The organism is Nostoc sp. 'Peltigera membranacea cyanobiont' 232, from assembly GCF_002245985.1.
In the GTDB taxonomy this organism is placed as follows: domain Bacteria; phylum Cyanobacteriota; class Cyanobacteriia; order Cyanobacteriales; family Nostocaceae; genus Nostoc.
On record NZ_NOLK01000103.1, the window covers coordinates 1 to 19,991 of the forward strand.

Here is a 19,991-nt window from a genome sequence, read left to right on the forward strand (position 1 = left end):
TAGCGATCGCAATCCGTGCAGATAATCAAAATATTACTGGCTTTGACAGTCTCAAAAATAAAAAAATTGCAGTCCAAGTTGGTACAACAGGGGCTGCAAAGGCTAAGAGTATTCCCGGAGTGCAAATTCGCAGTTTTGATTCAGCACCTTTAGCCCTGCAAGAATTGACCAATGGTAATGTGGATGCGGTAATCAATGATGCACCAGTGACTTTATATGCTATTAATACGGGCAATCTTCAGGGAATAAAAATAGTACAGCAATTGCTGACAGAGGAGTTTTACGGCATTGCTACGGCTAAAAATTCGCCGAACTTGGCATTAATAAATGATGGTTTGGATAAAGTGTTGAAAAATGGCACTTATTCCCAAATTTACCAGAAATGGTTTAAAGCTGAACCGCCATCACTACCAGCAAAATCGCCATTTGAGAATCAGAGTAGTACTGGCGCACCTAAAATATTTACCTCAATTAGTGTGATTTTGCAGGCTTTTCCGACTTTATTACAGGGAGCATTAGTAACGTTACAATTAACGATACTTTCTGTAGTGTTTGGTTTAATTGGAGGTTCCCTAATTGGTATTGTCCGCCTTTCTCGAATCGCACCTGTGCGTTGGATAGCGAGGGCCTATGTAGATTTTTTTCGGGGAACACCTTTATTGGTGCAAATTTTTATGATTTACTTTGGTTTTCCAGCAATTTCGCAAGAACTTGGTTTTACATTTACCTTCGATCGCCTCACTGCTGGAGTAATTGCCTTAAGTTTGAATAACGCCGCCTACACCGCCGAAGTTGTGCGTGCAGGTATTCAATCGATTGAAACAGGACAAGCAGAAGCAGCACAATCATTAGGTTTGAGTTCTGTACAAACAATGATTTATATCATTTTTCCCCAAGCTTTCCGGCGGATGATTCCACCTTTGGGTAATGACTTTATCAGTTTATTGAAAGATACTAGTTTAGTTTCTGTAATTGGGTTGGAAGAATTACTACGTAAAGGACAGTTAATTGTTGCTGATAACTATCGCGCCTTTGAGATTTACGCAGGTGTAGCGGTGGTTTATTTATGCTTGACGTTACTTTTTTCACAGGCATTTAGTATTTTGGAAGTGTGGATGAATCCAGTTAAACGGCGAAGGAAGTACGATACCTAATAATGTTTCAGTGGTTTTGTCGATGGACAAAGGCAAGATACGCGATAACACACCCTACATGTACACATGTCTTTATATAGGACTCTTATTTGATTTTTTAACAAGATTCAGTACACATCTATACCCTTATTTTCTGTTCCCTGTTTCCTAGCTTACGCAGATAATTATGGCTACGCCACGCTACGCGAACAGGAATAAAATCGGATTAATATAGTTTTTCAAAAGTCAAATATTATTCCTATATTAATAGTATTAATACAAATTAAATATCCAAATATGTATCCGTGGCAATAAAAAACGTCTCATTCTTTGGTATGATTTTCGGAGTATTCTGATACTCCGAAAATTTTTCTATTACAAAGAAAAATATCTAAATTCATTTCTTAAGTGACTAAAAAGCATATTTACTGAGTATCAACACACTGAGGGCTAATAGAGATAAACTAGATAAAATAGAAACTAAAAATTATTAGATGCAAGATAATAAGCATTTGCAAAAATCAATTTTGATAACTATCAAAACAGTTTAAAGAAGTTTTTCTAGTCAACTTTAGGCAGAATACATGGATGCAGATAATTGGACAGATCAACAATAAAAGGTACTATCTATGAGTTCCCGCGCACTGTTGTTAGTAAATCGTCATGCCCGGCAAGGGCAAAAGGGTCTGTCGGAAGCTATTGAATATCTGAAGACACTCGGCTTTGATTTAATTGAAGAGTCTACAGAAGACCCAAAACATCTTGGTGAAGTTATATTTCGCTATCAGCATCAAGTTGACCTAGTAATCATTGGTGGAGGAGATGGTACTCTCAATGCCGCAGTAGATGCTTTAGTTGAGACTCAGTTACCTTTGGGAATCTTGCCTCTGGGAACTGCTAACGATCTAGCGAGGACTTTGGAAATCCCGAATTCCCTCGGTGAAGCTTGCAAAATTATTGCAGATGGAAATTTACGTCGCATCGACTTGGGTTGGGTAAACGACAAGCACTTTTTTAACGTTGCTAGTCTGGGATTGAGTGTCAAAATTACCCAGCGACTTACCAAAGAAGTTAAACGCCGTTGGGGAGTATTTGCTTATGCTGCCACCGCATTGCAAGTCCTTTGGGAAGCTAGACCTTTTACTGCGGAGATTGCAATCAATGGTGAATCAGTTAGCGTGAAAACAGTACAAATTGCTGTGGGTAACGGCCGTTATTATGGCGGTGGTATGGCTGTGGCTGACGATGCCACAATAGATGACCAAAGGTTAGACCTCTATAGCTTGGAGATTAAACACTGGTGGCAGATTATACTATTGATTCCGGCAATGCGAGAAGGGCGACATATACATTGGGAGAGTGTACGTTCTCTTCAAGGTCAAGAAATAAAAGTATATACTCGCAAACAGCGTCCTATCAATACAGATGGTGAAATCACTACTTACACACCGGCTCATTTTCGGGTTATATCTAGAGCTATAGCTGTTTTAGTACCCCAGAAATCAGGAGTTAAGAGTTAGGGGTTATTCTCCCCATCTTCCTCTGCTAAAAATGTGGGAACTTGCATCAACTCACGCCAAATGCATCTGAGATTTTCTCAAGATATAAAGTCCCTGTTGCAACGCCTAGCTGAACAACCGCTTACTCTAGGTGATGTTCTGGCAGAAACCTCAGAACGAGGGTTCAGCTTGGTAATTACATTATTAGTTTTGCCCTTTTTATTTCCTATGCCACCGGGATTAACTGGCCCTTTTGGTGGTGCTTGTTTACTATTGTCAGCACAAATGGTTTTAGGAAGGCGATCGCCTTGGCTACCGAAAAGAATCGCTAACTACAAATTTCCTCGTCCCTTCGCCCAGTTACTTTTGCAAAATTTGGGACACCTTACCAAAGTTTTACACAAAATTACCCGTCCTCGATTGCCAAAAATAGCTAATAATCCTTTGATTTGGCGAATTAATGGGTTTTGTATCTCCTTGTTGACAATATTGTTAATATTACCAATTCCGTTTACAAATCCCATCCCCACTATCGGTATTTTACTTTTAACTGTTGCCACCATCGAATCTGACGGTTTATTAATTTGCATCAGCTATGGCATCACTGTCCTGATTACCCTGCTGTTTGGATTTCTTGGTTATGCAGTATGGTTAGCTCCCAGTTTGCTGCCATCTATATTTAAATAATAAAAGCCCTTAGCTTAAAGCTGAGGGCTATAATTTATTAGGGTGCATCTACCATTTATTAATCCGTTTTATTGATTGCCATATCCGGGCAAATTTAACTTTTATCCGAATTTTTTTCCTAAATTAGGGGTATCAGCAATAAAAAAGCCTTCAACTAAAAGTTGAGGGCTATGATTTAATTAAGGTGTATCTACCATTTATTAATCCGCTTTATTGATTACTATATCCGGGCAAATTCAACTCGTATACAATTTTATTTTATTTCCCAATTACAAATATCAATAATAAAAAAAAGCCCCCAACTAAAAGCTGAGGGCTGTGATTTAATTAAGGTGCATCTACTATTTATATATCCGCCTTAGTTATTGCTTAATCAGGAAGAATTGAAAAAAATAGATGGCTATGGAATTCATTTCTTTAGCTACACTGCTAGTACTAGCCTCAATGAGGATAACCCACGGTTTTTGACTAGGTAATCATTTACCAGCTTCACGGTAATTTTACAATACCCCCAAATTTACCCTGAATACGCAAAGTTTCTGTTAATATCTGCGATGGCATCTCCGCAATAGTACTAATTTAGTTTATTAGTTGGGTATATGAATATGAAAGTTCAACGTACCCAACTTAATGAAGCGATCGCAATTTCTATTAGCCCTAGCTAGTCTTTGTATTGTCGGGGGAAGCTTTTTTCTAAGAACAACTTTTAGCAGTACTAGCGAACCTAAAATAATAACTGATACATCACGTTACAAGGAAATTCGTAATCAATTATGGTCTGATAACGAGCGAGTAAAGCATTTTCCTAATGAGATTCCCACTGATGCCAAAGGTGTTCGCATTGCTTACTCTCCCGAATTTTTGCAAGGAAGTAGTTTTTTTCAAATTAGGCTGAAAGAATCACCAAACAAGATAGCAAAATTACTATCACAATACAGAAGTAGTGCAAAGCAAAAATATAGGGGTGGTAATACAAACGACCACATAAACCAGCCTAACGGTGTACCAACAACTTTCTTCTACACCAGTGACTCTCATACAGAATCTTTTCCAGCCAGTTATGAAATATTGGTATTAAATGCAGACGACAAAGGTAGACCTGGTTTCAAGTGGAATCATGGAGATAGTTATGGTGTTGCTATTAATAGTTCAACCTCAGAAATTATCTATTGGTCTGAAAAATGGTAATTAACAATTCAAATTTATTTGAAATTGTCATCATAAAAATTATTATTTTTATACATTGCTACATCTGATGCTAATACCAAGCGACTGGCTCGAGTTTCCGCTCAATCCCCAGTTATCAGATGAAAGGTTTTTGTCACCTGTCAGCAAAGGTGCGTAACTGTATAATAAGCAACAACGGTTAGATGCTTTTGTTATCCACAAACCCATCTTACTGCTACAGTTAATAGTGTTGTGTTCAATTCACGAGAAATTAAGTAAGAGAGGTGTGCAAAATGAAAAATATAGTAAAAAATCTCCTTGATGAACGAACCAAATCAATTATTAGATCGTCCGAGCTATATCAAGTTTTCTATAATAGAATGCATTCAAGCAAGCTAGCAGTTAGAGGTAAAAGGCTTGATATTTGTGCCAACGAAATTGCTATCTATCTGCTTCAGTCTGGTAAAGATAAATATGTATTGCGTGATAAAATTTGCCTTGAAATTGGAAGTGGATGGTTGCTGACTCATTCATTAGTATTTTATCTTCTTGGAGCAAAACAGGTTTTTGCAACAGATGTTTATCCGTTATTGCAACCCGAAAATATTTTCAAAGCTGTGTCTCAGTCTGTAGATTGGAGTATCTTGGATAGTCTATCTACATTTGAAGATCGTGACATTATCGACTTACGTTTAAAAAAACTGCTATCATTAAAAAATTTATCTGTAGAAGTCTTAAAAGACTTGGGTATAGAATACATTGCTCCAATTGATTTGTCTCAAAAAATGCCTACTCAAGAAAGAATAGATTTCATATTCTCTAAATCTGTGTTAGAGCATGTGCCAGTTGATGATGTTGTGCCACTTTTAAAAAATCTTGCAAGTAGCCTCTCTGAAGATGGCTTTATGTTTCATCTCATTGATTTAGTGGATCACAGAAATAGAAAAGAAAGACCATTTGATTTCTTTATTTATCAACAGGAAGCCTACTCAAGAGAATTACAATCAAGGTGGGGAAATCGAATTCGATGCAGCCAATGGAAGCAGATATTTTCTAACCTCAAACACTTAAATTATAAATTTGTATTTGAGTGGTCGCGCAAAGACGGGGACTTACCAGAAAAAATTGATTCGTCTATTGAATATACAGATGAAGAAGATTTAAGAATTTCTCATATCGGTGTGGTTGGACAATTGACAGCGCTTCCGAAAGTCAAGTCTTAGGGAAGGAAAGGAGAAGTTTTGAGTGCAGGCTTTCTCGGCTCAAACTTCAGTATTACGAGGTTGTTTAAAAAGTGTTTCACTGAGACTTTAGGTAGTTTTATATCTCCTCAACCCCCCTAAAAAAGGAGGAACCGGAATCAAAGTCCGCCTTTTTTAGGGAAGCAACTGCTATTTTGGCATCCACCAAGTGTTTGCGTAGCGTCTCCGAACAGGAGACGCAAATGGTGTGGGTTTAGAGGGATATAAAACTTTTGATTCCGAAAAGAAGACTTTTAAAATGTCCTCTAAATACTGTTTTTACTCTTTTGGGTATACCACTTTGGGTAGTTAAAACTTATAGCCAGCATAGCTAAGATTTATAAGGTGCTTAAAAACTATCTGAATATGTAGAATGCCAACTGCTTTAATTACTGGTGCTTCTAGTGGTATTGGTAAAGCTTTTGCCCAGGAACTAGCTGCACGCAAGACCAATCTTGTACTTGTTGCTCGTTCAGAAGAGAAACTAAGCCAATTAGCTAAAGAACTACAAGAAGAACACAAAATTCAAGTAGACGTTATACTCAAAGACCTCACAGAACCTAATGCAGCTTGTGCTGTATTTGAGGCCACAAAAGCAAAGGGATTAACCATTGACTTATTAATCAACAATGCTGGTTTGGGTTACTATGGCGACTTTGCTGAAAGTGATGGAGAAAGACAAATTAAAATCGTACAATTAAATGTTTTAGCATTAGTAGATTTAACGCATAAATTTCTCCCATTGATGCGGCAACGTCGGTCTGGAAGTATTATTAACGTATCCTCTATTACCGCATTTCAACCGATACCATACCTTTCTGTTTATGCTGCCACTAAAGCTTTTATTCTCAGCTTTAGTGAGGCACTATGGGCAGAAAATCGCCAATATGGTGTCCGTATTCTAGTAACTTGTCCAGGGCCAATAGAAACAAACTTTTTTGCAGAAGCTAATTTTCCTCCGGCGCTGGCAAGTACTACAGAGAAAGTTTATTCTTCCGAAAAAGTGGTTTGGGAATCTTTAGAAGCTTTGGAAAAAGGCTATCCAACTGTTATTAGTTCTGATACTACGACTCAAATGAGAAGTAAATTATCTCGGCTTGTACCGCGCAAACTTCTTTTGAATATGTTAGCAAAACATTTTAAAGCTTAAGTATATAGTTAGGAGTTTGAGGTTAAAGAGGTTAAATAAACCCTCACTCTTAACTCCTAACTTATTACATATACCTTGTTAATTGAACTCGGTAACGGTCTTTTTTAGTGACGGCGATTTCCCCAACTTCTAAACGTCCTTTAGAGCGAATGGCGATTAAGTCGCCTGATTTTACTTGAGAACTAGCTTGGGTAACTTCCTTCCAATTGACGCGGACATCACCGGCATCAATGAAATCAACCATTTTGCTGCGCGACATACCAAAACCAGCAGATGCGATCGCATCTAATCGCAAAGAAGCCTCTACAGTAGTTAGTTCTTTTTTCTTGGGTTCCCGAACCTTTAACTCAGTTACTTCAATCCGTTGAGTTTTCACAGGAACCGATCGTACCTGTTTCAGACTCATTTCTAAAAATTCCACCAACTCTGGGGCGACAATCGCCTGTGCCCCTCGTTCTCCCAAAACAATAATGTCTCCCGTCTTTTCACGAACAATTCCCGTTCCCAACATTGCGCCTAAAAAGTCGCGGTGAGAGGCGGTATCAAACAGGAAATTACCAGCAATTTCCACAGCAACAAGGCTGACTTGAGATCGATCTAGGGGAAGTTCCGAACGAGCAATCGCTATTCTTTGGCGTTCAGCTTGTGGATATCCGCCCCACGCCGCCAATTGCACTTCTGTTAATCGGTTAAATACCCGTTGAATTTCCGCCAACTCTGGGGGAGATAGAAAATCTGTCAAAATCACTTCCCAAGTTTTGATGGCTTGTTCTGCTTGGTCAATTACACGAGCTACACTATCTCGATTTTCAACACCTTTTAAAAGTTCTTCTCGTGGCAACATTCTTAAAAATTATGAATTTGTCATTTGTCGTTTGTTATTTGTTATTTGTCATTTGTCATTTACCAATGCCTCATTTCCTTCTTTCAAACTATCTTGATTTTAACTTTAATTCCCATTTTACCAGTTCATTCAATACACAGTATTGGGGTCAGCATAACCTTGGATATTTTCTGGATCGAACTGACGCAATATTCGGGTTGCTTGCCGAGTGAGAGTTTCAGAGCCTTGAACGGTTACTAAGTATTTCCCCGCATCTAAGCGGTTACGATAGGGTAAAGCATCACCACTACCTACGAGTAAACCAACTCCACCACCCACAACGACACCACCCATAGCACCACTAGCAGCACCCAGCAGTCCGCCAACGATGTGATTGCCAACTTCACCTGCCCAGGCAAAAGTATTTAAACCAGTGATGAGGCTGAATGTAAAACCTGCAAAAAAGCCAAATGGTATCAGCCAGGTTGCCATCAGTTGTGCTTGCTTTTTAGCTTGGTCTTTGGGGTCAATTAAGCCAAACTCGTCAGCCGTTTTATATCCCTTCCCCAGGATAGTACTGTTTATGCCTTCTTCTTCTAAAGCTAAGTAAGCAGCTTCGGCTTGAATGCGGTCTGGTAATACGGCAACAAGGTAATTCATTGATTTTACAATTTGTTTAATAGAAGTTTTGCCTTAATTAACAGCGTATCAGTCTTGGTCGAATCAATCTTGCATTGGCTAGGAGTAGAGAAAGGCTTTAATTCTTGCTTCCCTCCCATTGTTGGCAAGATTGGGGGTTAGGTCTGTGTTAAATTCAACTACAAACCACGATGGGCGATCGCACAAGTTAAGCACAAGTTAAATATACATGGGCCGATCATTTGAGCGAATCTAGTGGTTCACAAAAATTGTTCGCCCCTTGCTTGAGGACATAAATTAAAACTGGCGCTGCCAAAATCTTAGGAAACGTCGGCATTGCTTTTAGATGTTCCATCATCTTTTGAAGCGAACTATTAAGCAAATCTTCTCGATATTCTTGTTCGCAAATTACCACACGCCATTTTCTCGCTAAGGCATCTAACCACTCAGAATTTGCTCTTTCTGGTTGTTGTCCGGCTCGGATAGCTAGCGTCATTGCCGCATCTTCTAAATCTCCATCACAGTCTTCAATCAAATCCAGCGCTTCCATATCGCTGGGATCGTCTGCCAATTGAGAGCGAAACTGTGCAATTTCTTGAGATGTTACTTTAGTCATGAGTCTTTGACGGGGCGAGCGATGCCTATGGCGGTAAACTACGAACACTCAGTTATGTTAGTCCAATTTTGACTAACACAATAGACCTGTTGAGAAAAGTCTTACTTTGAGACTTGTTTGAATAGGGGCATTTTTGACAGCCTGTTGAGAATCGCAATTAAATATCGACAGTAATTTAGATAGGTTTGTGCTAAAAATATCGCCTAAAACCCTTATTTTTTTCCATTTACAAACAGTTTCGATCTACTGGCAATACTGGATGTAACATTTATTGCATAATTCCTGGCATCCACTTTATAATTATTGAGTCTAAAACTGCTGGTTGAGGTAAATACAACATGCAACTTAGTGCAATGAAATCTCTTGGAAAGAATTTTTCTATATCAACTGGTCTATATAGACCAATTAGGAGTCTATATCGGTTGTTAAATCAAGAACGATTAAAAGATTACTCAAGTTATTTTCAACGAGAAATTTATTTCTACTCGAAGCTATTAAATTCTGATAGTCTCTGCTTCGATATTGGTGCAAACATCGGTGACAAAGCAGAGGCTTTTCTTATAGCAGGTGCAAGAGTTGTGGCATTTGAACCACAGCCTGAATGTATGAGAGAACTGAAAGCTCGATGCAGTTATTATGGCAGTAAGTTTCATGCCGTTCAGAAGGCTGTTGGTGCAGAACCTGGAGAATCAAGATTGTACACTCGCGAACGAAGTGGAATCGCAAGTTTTTATGAGGATTGGATAGGTACTGTACAAAACAGTATTCAAGTTTCTATCACAACTCTCGATCGCGCAATTGATGAATTTGGAACACCAGATTACTGCAAAATTGATGTTGAAGGGTGGGAGCTTGAAGTTTTCAAAGGGTTGACACAACCGATTCCTTTAGTGTCATTTGAATACCACATAACAGAACGCGAAATTAATACCACTGGTGCTTGTATAGATTATCTATCCAATCTGGGAAAGATACTGGTTAATGTTGTACCTGCTGAAATGCATTCATTTGTATTTCAAGAATGGTTGCCTCCAGATGAGTTTCTAAAGCGTTTTCCTGAAGATGTGATAGACCTTGCGAAAGACGGCTACGGTGAGATTTGGGTTCGTAGTTGCTAATCTACATTTTGTTGGTGTAATCCTCTCATCCGCTTTTTTCGTTTTCAGGTACAAAAGTGGTAATACTTTAGATAAACCACATCTTCAGGAAAACCTTAGTTTTTCCTCATCAAGGTCAAGGTGAGTTATTATCCACAAGCGATTTGCAAAAAGACTTCTAAATTGCTTTTCTGACTAAAAAGCCTCATATTTTCAGTGTATTGGCTAAAAATATGAGGTTTATGGAAGCTTTTGATCGGAAACGCTACTTGACTTTGGGGACTTCCAGAAAATAAATTATCCAATTTATTCAGATTATATTTTTCTTACTCCCTTTGCCCCCTGCTTACGCAGCGATTGGTTATTTTTTTATTTGGAAGTCCCTTGTGATGAATTGAGACAGATGCAAGGTGCATTATAAAACACAACAGCAGTCAAAAGTCTTGACGCGGTTGAGTTTCGGCTAATTAGCGTAATCCTCTGAGGGTAACAGACCGTTGTAATTGAGCTAAAGCGCGGTTGTAACCCAAAATTGCTGTGACTCGATTACCTTCAGCTTGTGTGAGGTCGTTTTCAGAGTTAATCACATCAGTTTGAGTGCCTACACCAGCTTGGAATCGCAGACGGGCTAAACGTAGAGCTTCTCTAGCTTGTTCTAAAGCAGTATTAGAGGTTTGAACATTTTCCAAACTAGATTGCTGATTAGAATAGGCTTGTTCTACCTGAAAGCGAATTTGGTTGCGCTGTTCGGCAAATTGAGTTTCTGCGATCGCAATATTAGCTTTTGCCTGAGATGCCCTTGCTCTTGCTGCTCCCCCATCATACAAACTTAGGCTTGCCCTGACTCCTACTGAATAACCATCAGTCACGCTGACACTATCATTGAACTGATCTAGTAGGCTGTAGCTAGCTACCAAACTAACTTGCGGCCCTAGTGCTGAAAGTGCTTGCCGTCGCTGTTGTTCGCTAATGTTACGTTGTGCCAATTGCTGTTGCAATTCCGAACGGTTTTGAAAAGCCAGCACAATAGTTTGTTCTAGGGTCTGGTTCCAAAGACCAGCTAATTGTACAGGGTCGGCGGCGCTGATATTAACTGACTGTGCCAAACTGATCCGAGTAGCCAATTGACGACGGGCAATTTGCTGCTGGGAGATAGCATTAGTCAGGTTTTGTTGAGAATTTGCTAAAGTCACCTGCGATCGCAGCACATCGAACCGCGTACCAACTCCAGCTCGCTCTAAAGATTCTGCATCGCGCAAACTAGCCGCAGAGTTCTGCACAGCCGATTGGCTAATCCGCACTTGTTCATCTGCTTGTTGCAGATTGTAGTAGTCAGTGGCAACATTCAGGCGGATTGTCTCGTATTGAGTTTCTACAGCCAGTTCATCAGAGCGCTCCTGTTCCTCAGCTTGTCTGATGGTAGCTTCCCGATTCCCTGAAGTATAAAGGTTATATGTCAGTTGTGCTTGACCGTTGAAACCTGTACTAGGTGAGCCTGTGTTAGACGGGAAACCTTGCTGTCTGGATAATTCGTCCTGAAGTTGACTCGAAGCAGATTGACTGCGAGTGATATCAGCACTAACACCAAGAGTGGGAAGTAAAGCAGCTTGTGCCTCGCGGACAGCAGCACGACTGCGTTCTAACTGCAATATCGACACCTGTAGATCGTGATTGTTACGCCGTGCTAGCTCTAGAGCCTGTGCCAAAGTAATCGGCTGATTTCCCTGAAATGTCACTTCCTCGGCTTTGGTGGGAAATTGCAAGGGATTTGAGTTAGGAATCAGGTTATTGGGAACTTGTACTGAACCCCCAGGCGCAGGAGTTACGGTTCCTGGCACGGTGGCAGGTAGCACTGAATTCCCAGTCGCAGGAGTTACGGTTCCTGGTACAGTGGCAGGTAGCACTGAATTCCCTGGTGCAGGAGTTACGGTTCCTGGTACAGTGGTTGGGGTAGAATCTGTGGGAATCGGGGTACTACTTTGAGCAATGCGGCCAACAGCATTTTGTTGTAAACAGGTGCTTGAAGCCAGTCGCAAAGCCGCTAAGAAATCAGTCTTACTTTTCCCTGACTCCTGTTGGCATCTTTGCCCTGACAACAGTTTCGCTGATTCTCCACCTGTAGCTGAAGTTTGTAAAAATCCTTGCAACTCAGTAACAGTATTTATCTTTTGAACCACTGGCTGCTGTGCAGAAGACAGGGGCAAAATTTCTTTTTGGACAGAAGAGAGTTTTGAAGTGTAGTTGGGAACTACTATAATCTCTGATTTCTGCCCATCAGCACTTGAGTTACTCTGTTTTTGGTTATTTTGAGCAGAACGGCTGACATCTAGCTGTTCGGAAGGATTAGAGGTAGGTGTCAAACTTAAAAATCTACCTCGATCTTTCTTAAGTACTTGTTTTATTGGCACAACAGTATTTCCAGCCGTAAATGCTGGAATACTGTTATTACTTAAAGGCTTCATACTAAGTTTAGTGAAACCAAAACTGGGTACTAGGGTTGGAACACTAACATTTGCACTATTTGGCAGTTGGGTATTCATCATGTCTACAACCGAGTTTTGACCATAAGTAGAAGTCAAAACAATAGGAGAAGAAGCCACCTTTACCCCAGTTAGTTTTACAGTACCAGCCCAAGCAGGCTGAGTTGTTAAGACCGCTGCCGTCACACCAGGCAAGAAGCTATAGAATAATTGCTGTCCTTTCACCGCATCCCTCACACGAAAATCAATCTAGCGGCAGAAAACCTTTCTTCACCACAGAATATAGCACGATACTAAATTTAGGAAAGAATATACTACGATACTAAATTTAGGGTTCGGAACTCTGTTTGTCTTCAAAACGTCTGACAATGCGAGAAAGTTCCGCCTTTTCATCGATACTAACGCGAGTAGGAGCACCGCTGATAATCCGTTCGTAGTTTCGGAAAGAATCTTTAATATCGGGCCCGTCAGCAGTGATATTATACTCACGAATGCCCTTATCGTGCCAAGACCCACGCATTTTAAATACGTTAATTGCCCGCGACATTTCTCCACGAATTTCTACGTACTGTAACATCAAAATTGTATCTGTGATCGTGGAGATATGAGAGTCAGTAATCGAATGCGCTCCCAGAAATTGGTCAGTTGTGTTAGTAAAGAAACCAGTAATTTCTTCTTGTTTAGCATAACCCGTCACGCCAATTACAAACTGCCTAAATGCATTATTACTTACTCCTCTCGCTAATGCTGATAAGGAATCAATGGCGATGCGAGCTGGTTTGAAGACAGCAATTTCTGATTTAATAATTTGTAAGTGGTCTTCTAAACCAGTTGATTCAGGATAGGTACAAATGATTTTGAGTAAACCCCGATCCTCTAATTCTTCAAAATCAATTCCCCAAGAGGAAGCATTCCGAGATAGTTGGGCGCGTGATTCTTCGTAAGCAAATAATATGGCCTGCTCTCCATTGAGACAACCATTTTGAATAAACTTACTAACTAACAAGGTTTTGCCAGTACCTGTGGCTCCTGTTGCTAAGATAATGGAATCTCTAAAGAAACCACCACCGCACATCTCATCTAAGGTTTCGACACCAGAAGATACCCTGGTATTAGAAGAGCGTTGAGTTAAACGCATTGCCCCTAGTGGAAAGATGTTAACTCCTTCATTAGTAATCGTGAAGGGATATTCGCCTTTCATGTGGGTTGTACCGCGCAACTTGAGAATTTCAACTGTGCGACGGCGACGTTCTCCTTCTAAAACGTTGCGAACAATTACTACATTATCAGAAACAAATTCTTCCACACCGAAAGAAGCAACGGGGCCATATTCTTCACCCCGTTCAGTGGTAATTACAGTGGTGACATTCAGTATTTTGAGCCGTGCTACCAAGCGAAAAATCTCGCGTCTCACTACTCCCATCGCTTCGTACTGCTGAAATACGGCTGTCATTGAGTCGATTGAAACTCGTTTAGCTTTGTATTTGCGAATGGCATATTGCAGGCGTTCAATAAGTGCTGAAAGGTCAAAATTCCCAACGATATCTTGACCTTCTGGATCGGGAGATGCATCAAGAATAAACAACTTGCCTTCTTCAATTAGACGTGGCAAGTTCCAACCAAAAACATGGGCATTTTTAATGATATCACTGGGTGATTCTTCAAAGGTGACAAATACTCCGGCTTCATCAAAGTAGGTGATACCGTTATAGAGAAACTGAAGAGATAATAAAGTTTTACCTGTACCAGAAGTACCACTAACCAAAGTAGTTCTACCAATTGGTAAACCACCATGACTAATATCGTCAAATCCTTCGATCATCGTGCGAATTTTTTCTACACCTCCATTTTTAGGTGTTTTATTTGGTTCTATTTGCTCGTTTTGACTCATTGCTTGATAATAAAAGGGTATTAAAAACTGTTTGTTTTATTACTAAAGTAAGTTTGGACTCAATTTTTTTAGGATATTTATAAACCAAATCTTAAGCAAGTAGGGTGTGTTAGGTAACAATCTGAACTAAAAGATCGCCAAAATAAATATTTTTAACGTAACCTATCGAGATGAATAGCGTTCAAACTATCTTGATTAGAGCAACACACTGGATTCCCTACACAGTTAAAATTTCCTTTAGAAATGCTCTCTTGCCACATTCATTAATTATTTTACTCTTCAAAATCTCCTTCACTCAGTTCTTCATAGAGCAAATCTAATCCAATCAATACTCTTTCTCGATCTGAAAGATCCCCGATAATTTTGCGAACGGGTGGAGGTAAAATTTTAGATAATGTTGGCGTTGCCAATATTTTATCTTCTTCCGCCAGTTGCGGGCTTTTTAGTACATCGATCACTTTTAAAGCATAAACACCTTCAAACTCCTGTTCTAAAATATCTTTGAGTGTTTTTAATGCCCGAACGGAATTAGGGGTGTTCCCTGCTACGTAAAGCTTGAGAACGTAGGTTTTTTTGGCTTTAATCATATATTTAAAGGCTAGTTATACAGATAGAAATACAGGATGTGTTCGCAGGTTAAGAATAACTAACAACGTTAGTTTATTCCCAATTTAACATCGATAATTTTAAGTTATCTAGGACTCGAACTTCTATAGACTTCGCACAGGTGAGCCAAGATATCTATCAACGTCAGGCGATAATCAAGTAAGGTTTCATTGCTCCTTCCTTCTATTCTTAGCTGGATAGAAAATTCTTCAATTATTTCCATGTGAATTTCGATGATTTGGGGCACAGGAATATTAGCATAAAATATAGTATTGATAAATTTATCAATTTTTTCTTTTAGTGTTTTATCTGTAGTAAAATAGTTTATAAGGATTAGGGTGTAATCTGATTTAAGCTGTCTTAATAATCCTTGCCTTTCTGCTGGTGTCATCTCCTGGAAATGCTGTTGGCTTTTTTGCATCTGACTGGCAAATACATAGACGTATTGGCCAGTGTAGGCGCTACTTAGATTTTTTTGCGGCCAATTTGGTAAATATTTGATTTCCCCAGTGGTAGTTGCAGCAACAGGTAAGTAGCAAAATTGGGCAATAATTGCGTCAATAAATTTCCATGCCCACACACTAAAAATCCTTTGATTGGCCAAGCCAACTAGATTTTCTAAACATTTGTTAACATCAGGTTGCAGAATCAATATCGGTAATAACATTTACTCTTTAATAATCTATCTCCTCGATGCCCTGACAAAGAAACGTGGGCTAAGAAGTTTGGCTAACGCTTCTAGGGGAATAACTTCATGTGCAGTAAACTGGTGATTCTACGCCCAAATAAAGCTCTGTGTTAGCAGATAGTCCAAGAGGGCAGGAGGCAGGAGGTATATTGCTTATGCACAAAATTTTTCAACTGGATAGTTATTTATGCCTGCTTATGCTAGCTACTCAACAACCTAGTACCGCAGCTGAGTGGTAGCACTTAGTAGGTCTTTGATGATGAATTAACTATAGGAATCATATTTGATTTTTGAAAAAATACAAGTATTTGTAGGGTGTGTTAGACGGAACGTTGTAACGCACCATCAGCTTGGGATGGTGCTGTACTCTCCCTGCTAACGCAACGCCAGTGACCCTCCTGCGTCGCTACCGCTACGCTAACGCTCAAGTCGGTAAACCCGCCCACGCGACTGCCTCCCCTACGGAAGATTTCAAAAATCAAATAATAGTCTATATGTCGCCATAACGAGACACAGTAGCTAATTTATTATTTACATATTTATCTATACAAGTAGATAGATTTTTTGATTTTGCTCCTTGATAAGATACTTAAACGAACTTAAAGGATTGTCGGATTCTAAATCATTATAATTCCTCAAGGTTCTAAAGCGAATCTTTGGGGCCATAATTGTTGTAGCCGTCGCTATTGATGAGGAGTTTAAATACCAGTAAGAAACTGGGAGGCTAGTTGCGATAAATCAGAAACGTCGCCTCTTGGAGAAATGCATTCGTCCGCAAGCAAGTGTCCGTGAGGGGAAATCCCGTTGTTTTATTCAATGGCGTTGAAATAACCAGAGTTGCTTATATGAGTCTTCTTAGAGGATATGGCTTCAGGCGAAAAGACCATCAACAGTTGGCAGATGGAGATGCCGGAGCTTTCCACAGGAAGAATGACCCCCAAAGCCCTATGTTAATGCTAGATTACCCGCTTTATGACTTTCAGGCAACCGTACCTAGCTGCCTCCAAACATCTTCTTTGGCAGTAGTGCTGGAGATTTTTGAGCAAGAGCAGTGCGATCGCTTGGTAGTACTGAATCAGCAGCAATGCCCTATAGGATTGCTGTATTCTGCCCGTTTAATCCAAAAATTATTAGCACATAGTGACAATAAAAATCTAAATTTACAGCAATCTGTCTCTATCTGGGGTCAAGGTCTAATTGAGCCAATACAGACAATATCAGCTTCTGAACGTGTAGAGCAATTAAGCTTGCGCTTGTGTTATCCACAAGGCGAAAAATACCAGAACTTAGATTGGGCGCTGATTGACTCTGATGGTCGATATTTAGGGTTGCTGGATAGTTCGCGCCTATTGCGATCGCTGGCTAAGGAACGCATGGCTGGGTTACAAAGTTCAGGCATCCAGAGGTCGCGCCAGGAGTCAAATAAACCCAAGTCATTAGGACACCAGCCACTGATACTATTGCTAGAAAGACTACCTTGGCCTTTGATGTTGCAAACTGGTACTGGCGAGGTGTTAGCCAGAAATCCCGCTTGGTGGCAGCAATTAGGAGCCTTGAAAGATCCAGAAGGAGTTAGGCAACAGGTGGAGGCAATACTTGTTCCTAAGTCCTCCGAAAAATCAGAATATGTCAGCCAACGGGCAATCAAAGTTCATCCCAATTCTAGGGAGAATGAGCGTTGTGCTGAACAAGAACTGACTCAACAAGAAGCATCACCAGATTCTGTATACAGTCGCTGCTATTTGGATAGTCAAGTGGGTACTTGTACCTGCGTTGTCCAAGTGCAAAATGGTCAGGAGCGAATCTGGCAATTTGCCAAAATTCCCTTAGATAGTCCTGAGTTTCAAGTGATGATTTCTGAGTCAGAGGTTTTACTCAGCAATGATTTGTGGTTAGTTTTAGCTACTGATGTGACTGAACAGCAGCAGCTTTGCAAAGAATTATCTGCAAAAAATGCCGATTTAATTCAACTAAATCGCCTAAAGGACGAGTTTTTAGCTTGTATTAGTCATGAACTCAAAACTCCCCTAACCGCCGTTTTAGGATTATCGCGCTTGCTTGTAGATCAACAGTTGGGAGAACTCAACGAGCGTCAAGCCCGTTATGCGGGGCTGATTCATCAAAGTGGCCGTCACCTGATGAGTGTGGTTAACGACATTTTAGATTTGACCCGGATGGAAACGGGACAAATGGATTTGACGCTAACTCCGGTGAAAATTCAGGCTGTGTGCGATCGCGCCTTATCAGAAGCCAAAGCCATCCACACTCAAACTACCAAAACGACATCCCAAACTCAAGAAAATGCCCGCTCATCTGCTCCCCAATTCTGCCTTTCTATTGAACTAGGCTTAGATCAGATGGTGGCAGATGAGTTGCGCTTACGGCAGATGCTAGTCCACTTACTTTCCAATGCCTTTAAATTCACCGAAATATCCGGCGAAATCGGGCTGCGGGTGAGTCGTTGGGAAGGATGGATTGCCTTTACAATTTGGGATACAGGTATTGGCATTCCTGAACACCAGCAACACCTAATCTTTCAAAAATTTCAACAACTGGAAAATCCCCTTACCCGCCAATTTGAAGGCACTGGTTTGGGACTGGTATTAACTCGGGCCTTGGCTCGCCTCCACGGAGGAGATGTCAGTTTCTTATCTCGTGAAGGTAAAGGTAGCCACTTTACCCTACTTCTGCCGCCTACTCCTCCAAAAACAGGCTTTTCTGAGCCAGATATGGGAATCAGAGAAGAAGAGGAGACGCGACACCAACAGACACGGGAAAACCCCGCAGCAGCTCGTCAGCAGATCGGTAAGTCCACACACACACAGCATCATCCCGCGAGTTCGCAACGCTTGGTCTTGGTAGTCGAGGCAGTAGCCCGATATATTGAAGACTTGACCGAAAAACTCAAGGGTTTAGGATATCGGGTAGTAATTGCGCGATCGGGGACAGAAGCAGTTGAAAAAGCTCGACGCTTGCAACCAATAGCAATATTTTTGAATCCGTTACTACCCCTGCTATCAGGTTGGGATGTGCTAACTTTACTAAAATCCGACACCGCAACCCGTCATATATCTGTAATTGTGACTGCGACGGGAGCCGAAAAAGATCGAGCATTTGCTAACCGAGCCGATGGTTTCTTAAGTTTGCCAGTAGAGCATCAAGTCTTAGCACCAGTTCTAGAAAAATTATGTACTGCACAAGCAGTTCCGCAGCAAGGGTTAGACAATAGCGCGATTATTCCACCTAAAACCCCACTGCGAATTCTCCGATTGGTGAATCCCCAGTTGGAATCGGTCAATCCCCACTCCTCACTTCGAGAACATCGGGTGATTGAAGTAGACGATCTAGATCAGGCAGAACTTTTAGCACGGGTATGGCAGTTTGATGTCATTTTGCTAGATGTCGAAAGTACCATCGCCCAAATTTATCTACAACAACTAATTCAGCATCCACGTTTGGCGGCTATACCACTGGTTACTTGCGATGTTGCAACTACTCTCATTGCTTCTAAAATACCAGGGTTATCTGTATTTCCTTACTTAACACCATTTAGCAAAGACAACAGCAGTCGCATTGAGAAAACAGATGCCTTATTGTCAGTACTGCAAATTGCTTCTGGTATTTGCTGCCCTCCTAACATCTTGGTAGTGGATTTGACAATGTTGCGTGATTTTCCACAGGTAAGACGCAAGCAGACTAAGGGTTATCAGATAGAAAAAAATTGCTCAATTAGTAGTGAAACTGCTGAACGGGGGTCTGAGTGGTTCCAAGCTTTAATTCAGTACCTACAAACAGCAGGCTTCAAAGCGGCGATGAGTCCTTGTTGGGCAGAAGTGTTACAACAAATTCGCCACCAAAGCGTTGACTTACTGCTAATTTGTTTAGGAGAATCCGCTATCCACAAAGATGTGCTAAAAGCCTTGAAAACATTAGGAGATTCACCTGACAAATTACCACCGATTGTAGTACTAAATCAGCGATTTAATCGCTCAGAAACCACTTTTCCGGCTGGGGTAGCTTACAACAAAATTGACAAGCAGAAGAAGAATGGTTTGGAATCTATAGAGACTGTTGTTGGTGCGATCGCTACCCGAATCTTACCGCGATCCATATCAATGGAAGACCTCTTAAACCAGATCAATCAAGCATTAGCTGTCAACGGTTACAATGGTAAATGTTAATTGGTCATTAGTCATTAGTTATTGGTTATTTACAAATGACAAATGACAAATGACAAATGACAAATGACAAATGACAAATGACAAATGACAAAT

15 protein-coding genes are annotated in these 19,991 nt (G+C 40.5%); 8 read left to right on the forward strand and 7 right to left on the reverse strand.

Translation table 11 applies throughout. The features are described from left to right. The 6 genes from CDG79_RS27145 to CDG79_RS27170 form a co-directional block, all read left to right on the forward strand. Nucleotides 1-1,154: ABC transporter substrate-binding protein/permease (locus CDG79_RS27145; protein WP_094344881.1), on the forward strand; the 1,154-nt coding region annotated here is incomplete at its 5' end. A 608-nt stretch (nucleotides 1,155-1,762) separates the two neighbouring features. Continuing rightward, entirely contained in the window at nucleotides 1,763-2,653 is an 891-nt protein-coding gene (locus CDG79_RS27150) for a lipid kinase (RefSeq protein ID WP_094344882.1), read from the forward strand. Nucleotides 2,654-2,713: 60 nt separating this feature from the next. Continuing rightward, nucleotides 2,714-3,319 carry an exopolysaccharide biosynthesis protein gene (locus tag CDG79_RS27155; RefSeq protein ID WP_189525151.1) on the forward strand — a complete coding sequence of 202 codons (606 nt, stop codon included), beginning with the start codon at nucleotides 2,714-2,716 and terminating at the stop codon, nucleotides 3,317-3,319. 630 nt (nucleotides 3,320-3,949) lie between these two features. Continuing rightward, the gene (locus CDG79_RS27160; protein WP_094344884.1) at nucleotides 3,950-4,507 is read left to right on the forward strand and encodes a hypothetical protein; all 558 of its coding nucleotides are present in this window, start codon (nucleotides 3,950-3,952) and stop codon (nucleotides 4,505-4,507) included. A gap of 272 nt (nucleotides 4,508-4,779) precedes the next feature. Then, complete coding sequence (locus CDG79_RS27165; RefSeq protein WP_143855591.1) at nucleotides 4,780-5,709, forward strand: class I SAM-dependent methyltransferase; 930 nt, start codon at nucleotides 4,780-4,782, stop codon at nucleotides 5,707-5,709. A 391-nt stretch (nucleotides 5,710-6,100) separates the two neighbouring features. Next, a complete protein-coding gene (locus CDG79_RS27170; RefSeq protein WP_094344886.1) occupies nucleotides 6,101-6,877 on the forward strand; it encodes an SDR family NAD(P)-dependent oxidoreductase in 777 nt (258 codons plus the stop codon). A 64-nt stretch (nucleotides 6,878-6,941) separates the two neighbouring features. Here the strand turns inward: CDG79_RS27170 and CDG79_RS27175 are convergent, their stop codons facing one another. The 3 genes from CDG79_RS27175 to CDG79_RS27185 all read right to left on the reverse strand — a co-directional run bounded on the left by CDG79_RS27175 (nucleotide 6,942) and on the right by CDG79_RS27185 (nucleotide 8,955). Then, nucleotides 6,942-7,721, reverse strand: coding sequence for a photosystem II S4 domain protein (locus CDG79_RS27175; RefSeq protein ID WP_094344887.1), 780 nt, complete (start codon nucleotides 7,719-7,721; stop codon nucleotides 6,942-6,944). Between the two features lie 129 nt (nucleotides 7,722-7,850). Next, nucleotides 7,851-8,360, reverse strand: coding sequence for a hypothetical protein (locus CDG79_RS27180; RefSeq protein WP_094328527.1), 510 nt, complete (start codon nucleotides 8,358-8,360; stop codon nucleotides 7,851-7,853). Nucleotides 8,361-8,577: 217 nt separating this feature from the next. Next, nucleotides 8,578-8,955 (reverse strand): hypothetical protein, encoded by a 378-nt coding sequence (locus CDG79_RS27185; protein WP_094328526.1) that lies wholly within the window; start codon nucleotides 8,953-8,955, stop codon nucleotides 8,578-8,580. Between the two features lie 422 nt (nucleotides 8,956-9,377). Here CDG79_RS27185 and CDG79_RS27190 point away from each other — a divergent pair, with 422 nt between their 5' ends. Next, complete coding sequence (locus tag CDG79_RS27190; RefSeq protein WP_223278347.1) at nucleotides 9,378-10,073, forward strand: FkbM family methyltransferase; 696 nt, start codon at nucleotides 9,378-9,380, stop codon at nucleotides 10,071-10,073. A 446-nt stretch (nucleotides 10,074-10,519) separates the two neighbouring features. On the opposite strand, the gene CDG79_RS27195 is transcribed toward CDG79_RS27190, so the two are convergent. The 4 genes from CDG79_RS27195 to CDG79_RS27210 form a co-directional block, all read right to left on the reverse strand. Then, nucleotides 10,520-12,757, reverse strand: coding sequence for a TolC family protein (locus CDG79_RS27195; protein WP_094344889.1), 2,238 nt, complete (start codon nucleotides 12,755-12,757; stop codon nucleotides 10,520-10,522). 103 nt (nucleotides 12,758-12,860) lie between these two features. Next, nucleotides 12,861-14,423, reverse strand: coding sequence for a circadian clock protein KaiC (gene kaiC, locus CDG79_RS27200; RefSeq protein WP_094344890.1), 1,563 nt, complete (start codon nucleotides 14,421-14,423; stop codon nucleotides 12,861-12,863). 272 nt (nucleotides 14,424-14,695) lie between these two features. Continuing rightward, on the reverse strand, nucleotides 14,696-15,010 hold the full coding sequence (gene kaiB / locus CDG79_RS27205) for a circadian clock protein KaiB (protein ID WP_094328522.1): 315 nt from the start codon (nucleotides 15,008-15,010) through the stop codon (nucleotides 14,696-14,698). 104 nt (nucleotides 15,011-15,114) lie between these two features. Further along, on the reverse strand, nucleotides 15,115-15,696 hold the full coding sequence (locus tag CDG79_RS27210; protein ID WP_094344891.1) for a KaiA family protein: 582 nt from the start codon (nucleotides 15,694-15,696) through the stop codon (nucleotides 15,115-15,117). A gap of 968 nt (nucleotides 15,697-16,664) precedes the next feature. Between CDG79_RS27210 and CDG79_RS27215 the strand changes: the two genes are divergently transcribed. Then, nucleotides 16,665-19,898, forward strand: coding sequence for an ATP-binding protein (locus tag CDG79_RS27215; RefSeq protein WP_094344898.1), 3,234 nt, complete (start codon nucleotides 16,665-16,667; stop codon nucleotides 19,896-19,898). Nucleotides 19,899-19,991 lie beyond the last annotated feature (93 nt).

Coding starts and splice junctions, on each gene's coding strand:
- CDG79_RS27150 (WP_094344882.1), top strand. CDS start 1,763: ATGAGTTCCCGCGCACTGTTGTTAGTAAATCGTCATGCCCGGCAAGGG.
- CDG79_RS27155 (WP_189525151.1), top strand. CDS start 2,714: ATGCATCTGAGATTTTCTCAAGATATAAAGTCCCTGTTGCAACGCCTA.
- CDG79_RS27160 (WP_094344884.1), top strand. CDS start 3,950: ATGAAGCGATCGCAATTTCTATTAGCCCTAGCTAGTCTTTGTATTGTC.
- CDG79_RS27165 (WP_143855591.1), top strand. CDS start 4,780: ATGAAAAATATAGTAAAAAATCTCCTTGATGAACGAACCAAATCAATT.
- CDG79_RS27170 (WP_094344886.1), top strand. CDS start 6,101: ATGCCAACTGCTTTAATTACTGGTGCTTCTAGTGGTATTGGTAAAGCT.
- CDG79_RS27175 (WP_094344887.1), bottom strand. CDS start 7,721: ATGTTGCCACGAGAAGAACTTTTAAAAGGTGTTGAAAATCGAGATAGT.
- CDG79_RS27180 (WP_094328527.1), bottom strand. CDS start 8,360: ATGAATTACCTTGTTGCCGTATTACCAGACCGCATTCAAGCCGAAGCT.
- CDG79_RS27185 (WP_094328526.1), bottom strand. CDS start 8,955: ATGACTAAAGTAACATCTCAAGAAATTGCACAGTTTCGCTCTCAATTG.
- kaiC (WP_094344890.1), bottom strand. CDS start 14,423: ATGAGTCAAAACGAGCAAATAGAACCAAATAAAACACCTAAAAATGGA.
- kaiB (WP_094328522.1), bottom strand. CDS start 15,010: ATGATTAAAGCCAAAAAAACCTACGTTCTCAAGCTTTACGTAGCAGGG.
- CDG79_RS27210 (WP_094344891.1), bottom strand. CDS start 15,696: ATGTTATTACCGATATTGATTCTGCAACCTGATGTTAACAAATGTTTA.
- CDG79_RS27215 (WP_094344898.1), top strand. CDS start 16,665: ATGTTAATGCTAGATTACCCGCTTTATGACTTTCAGGCAACCGTACCT.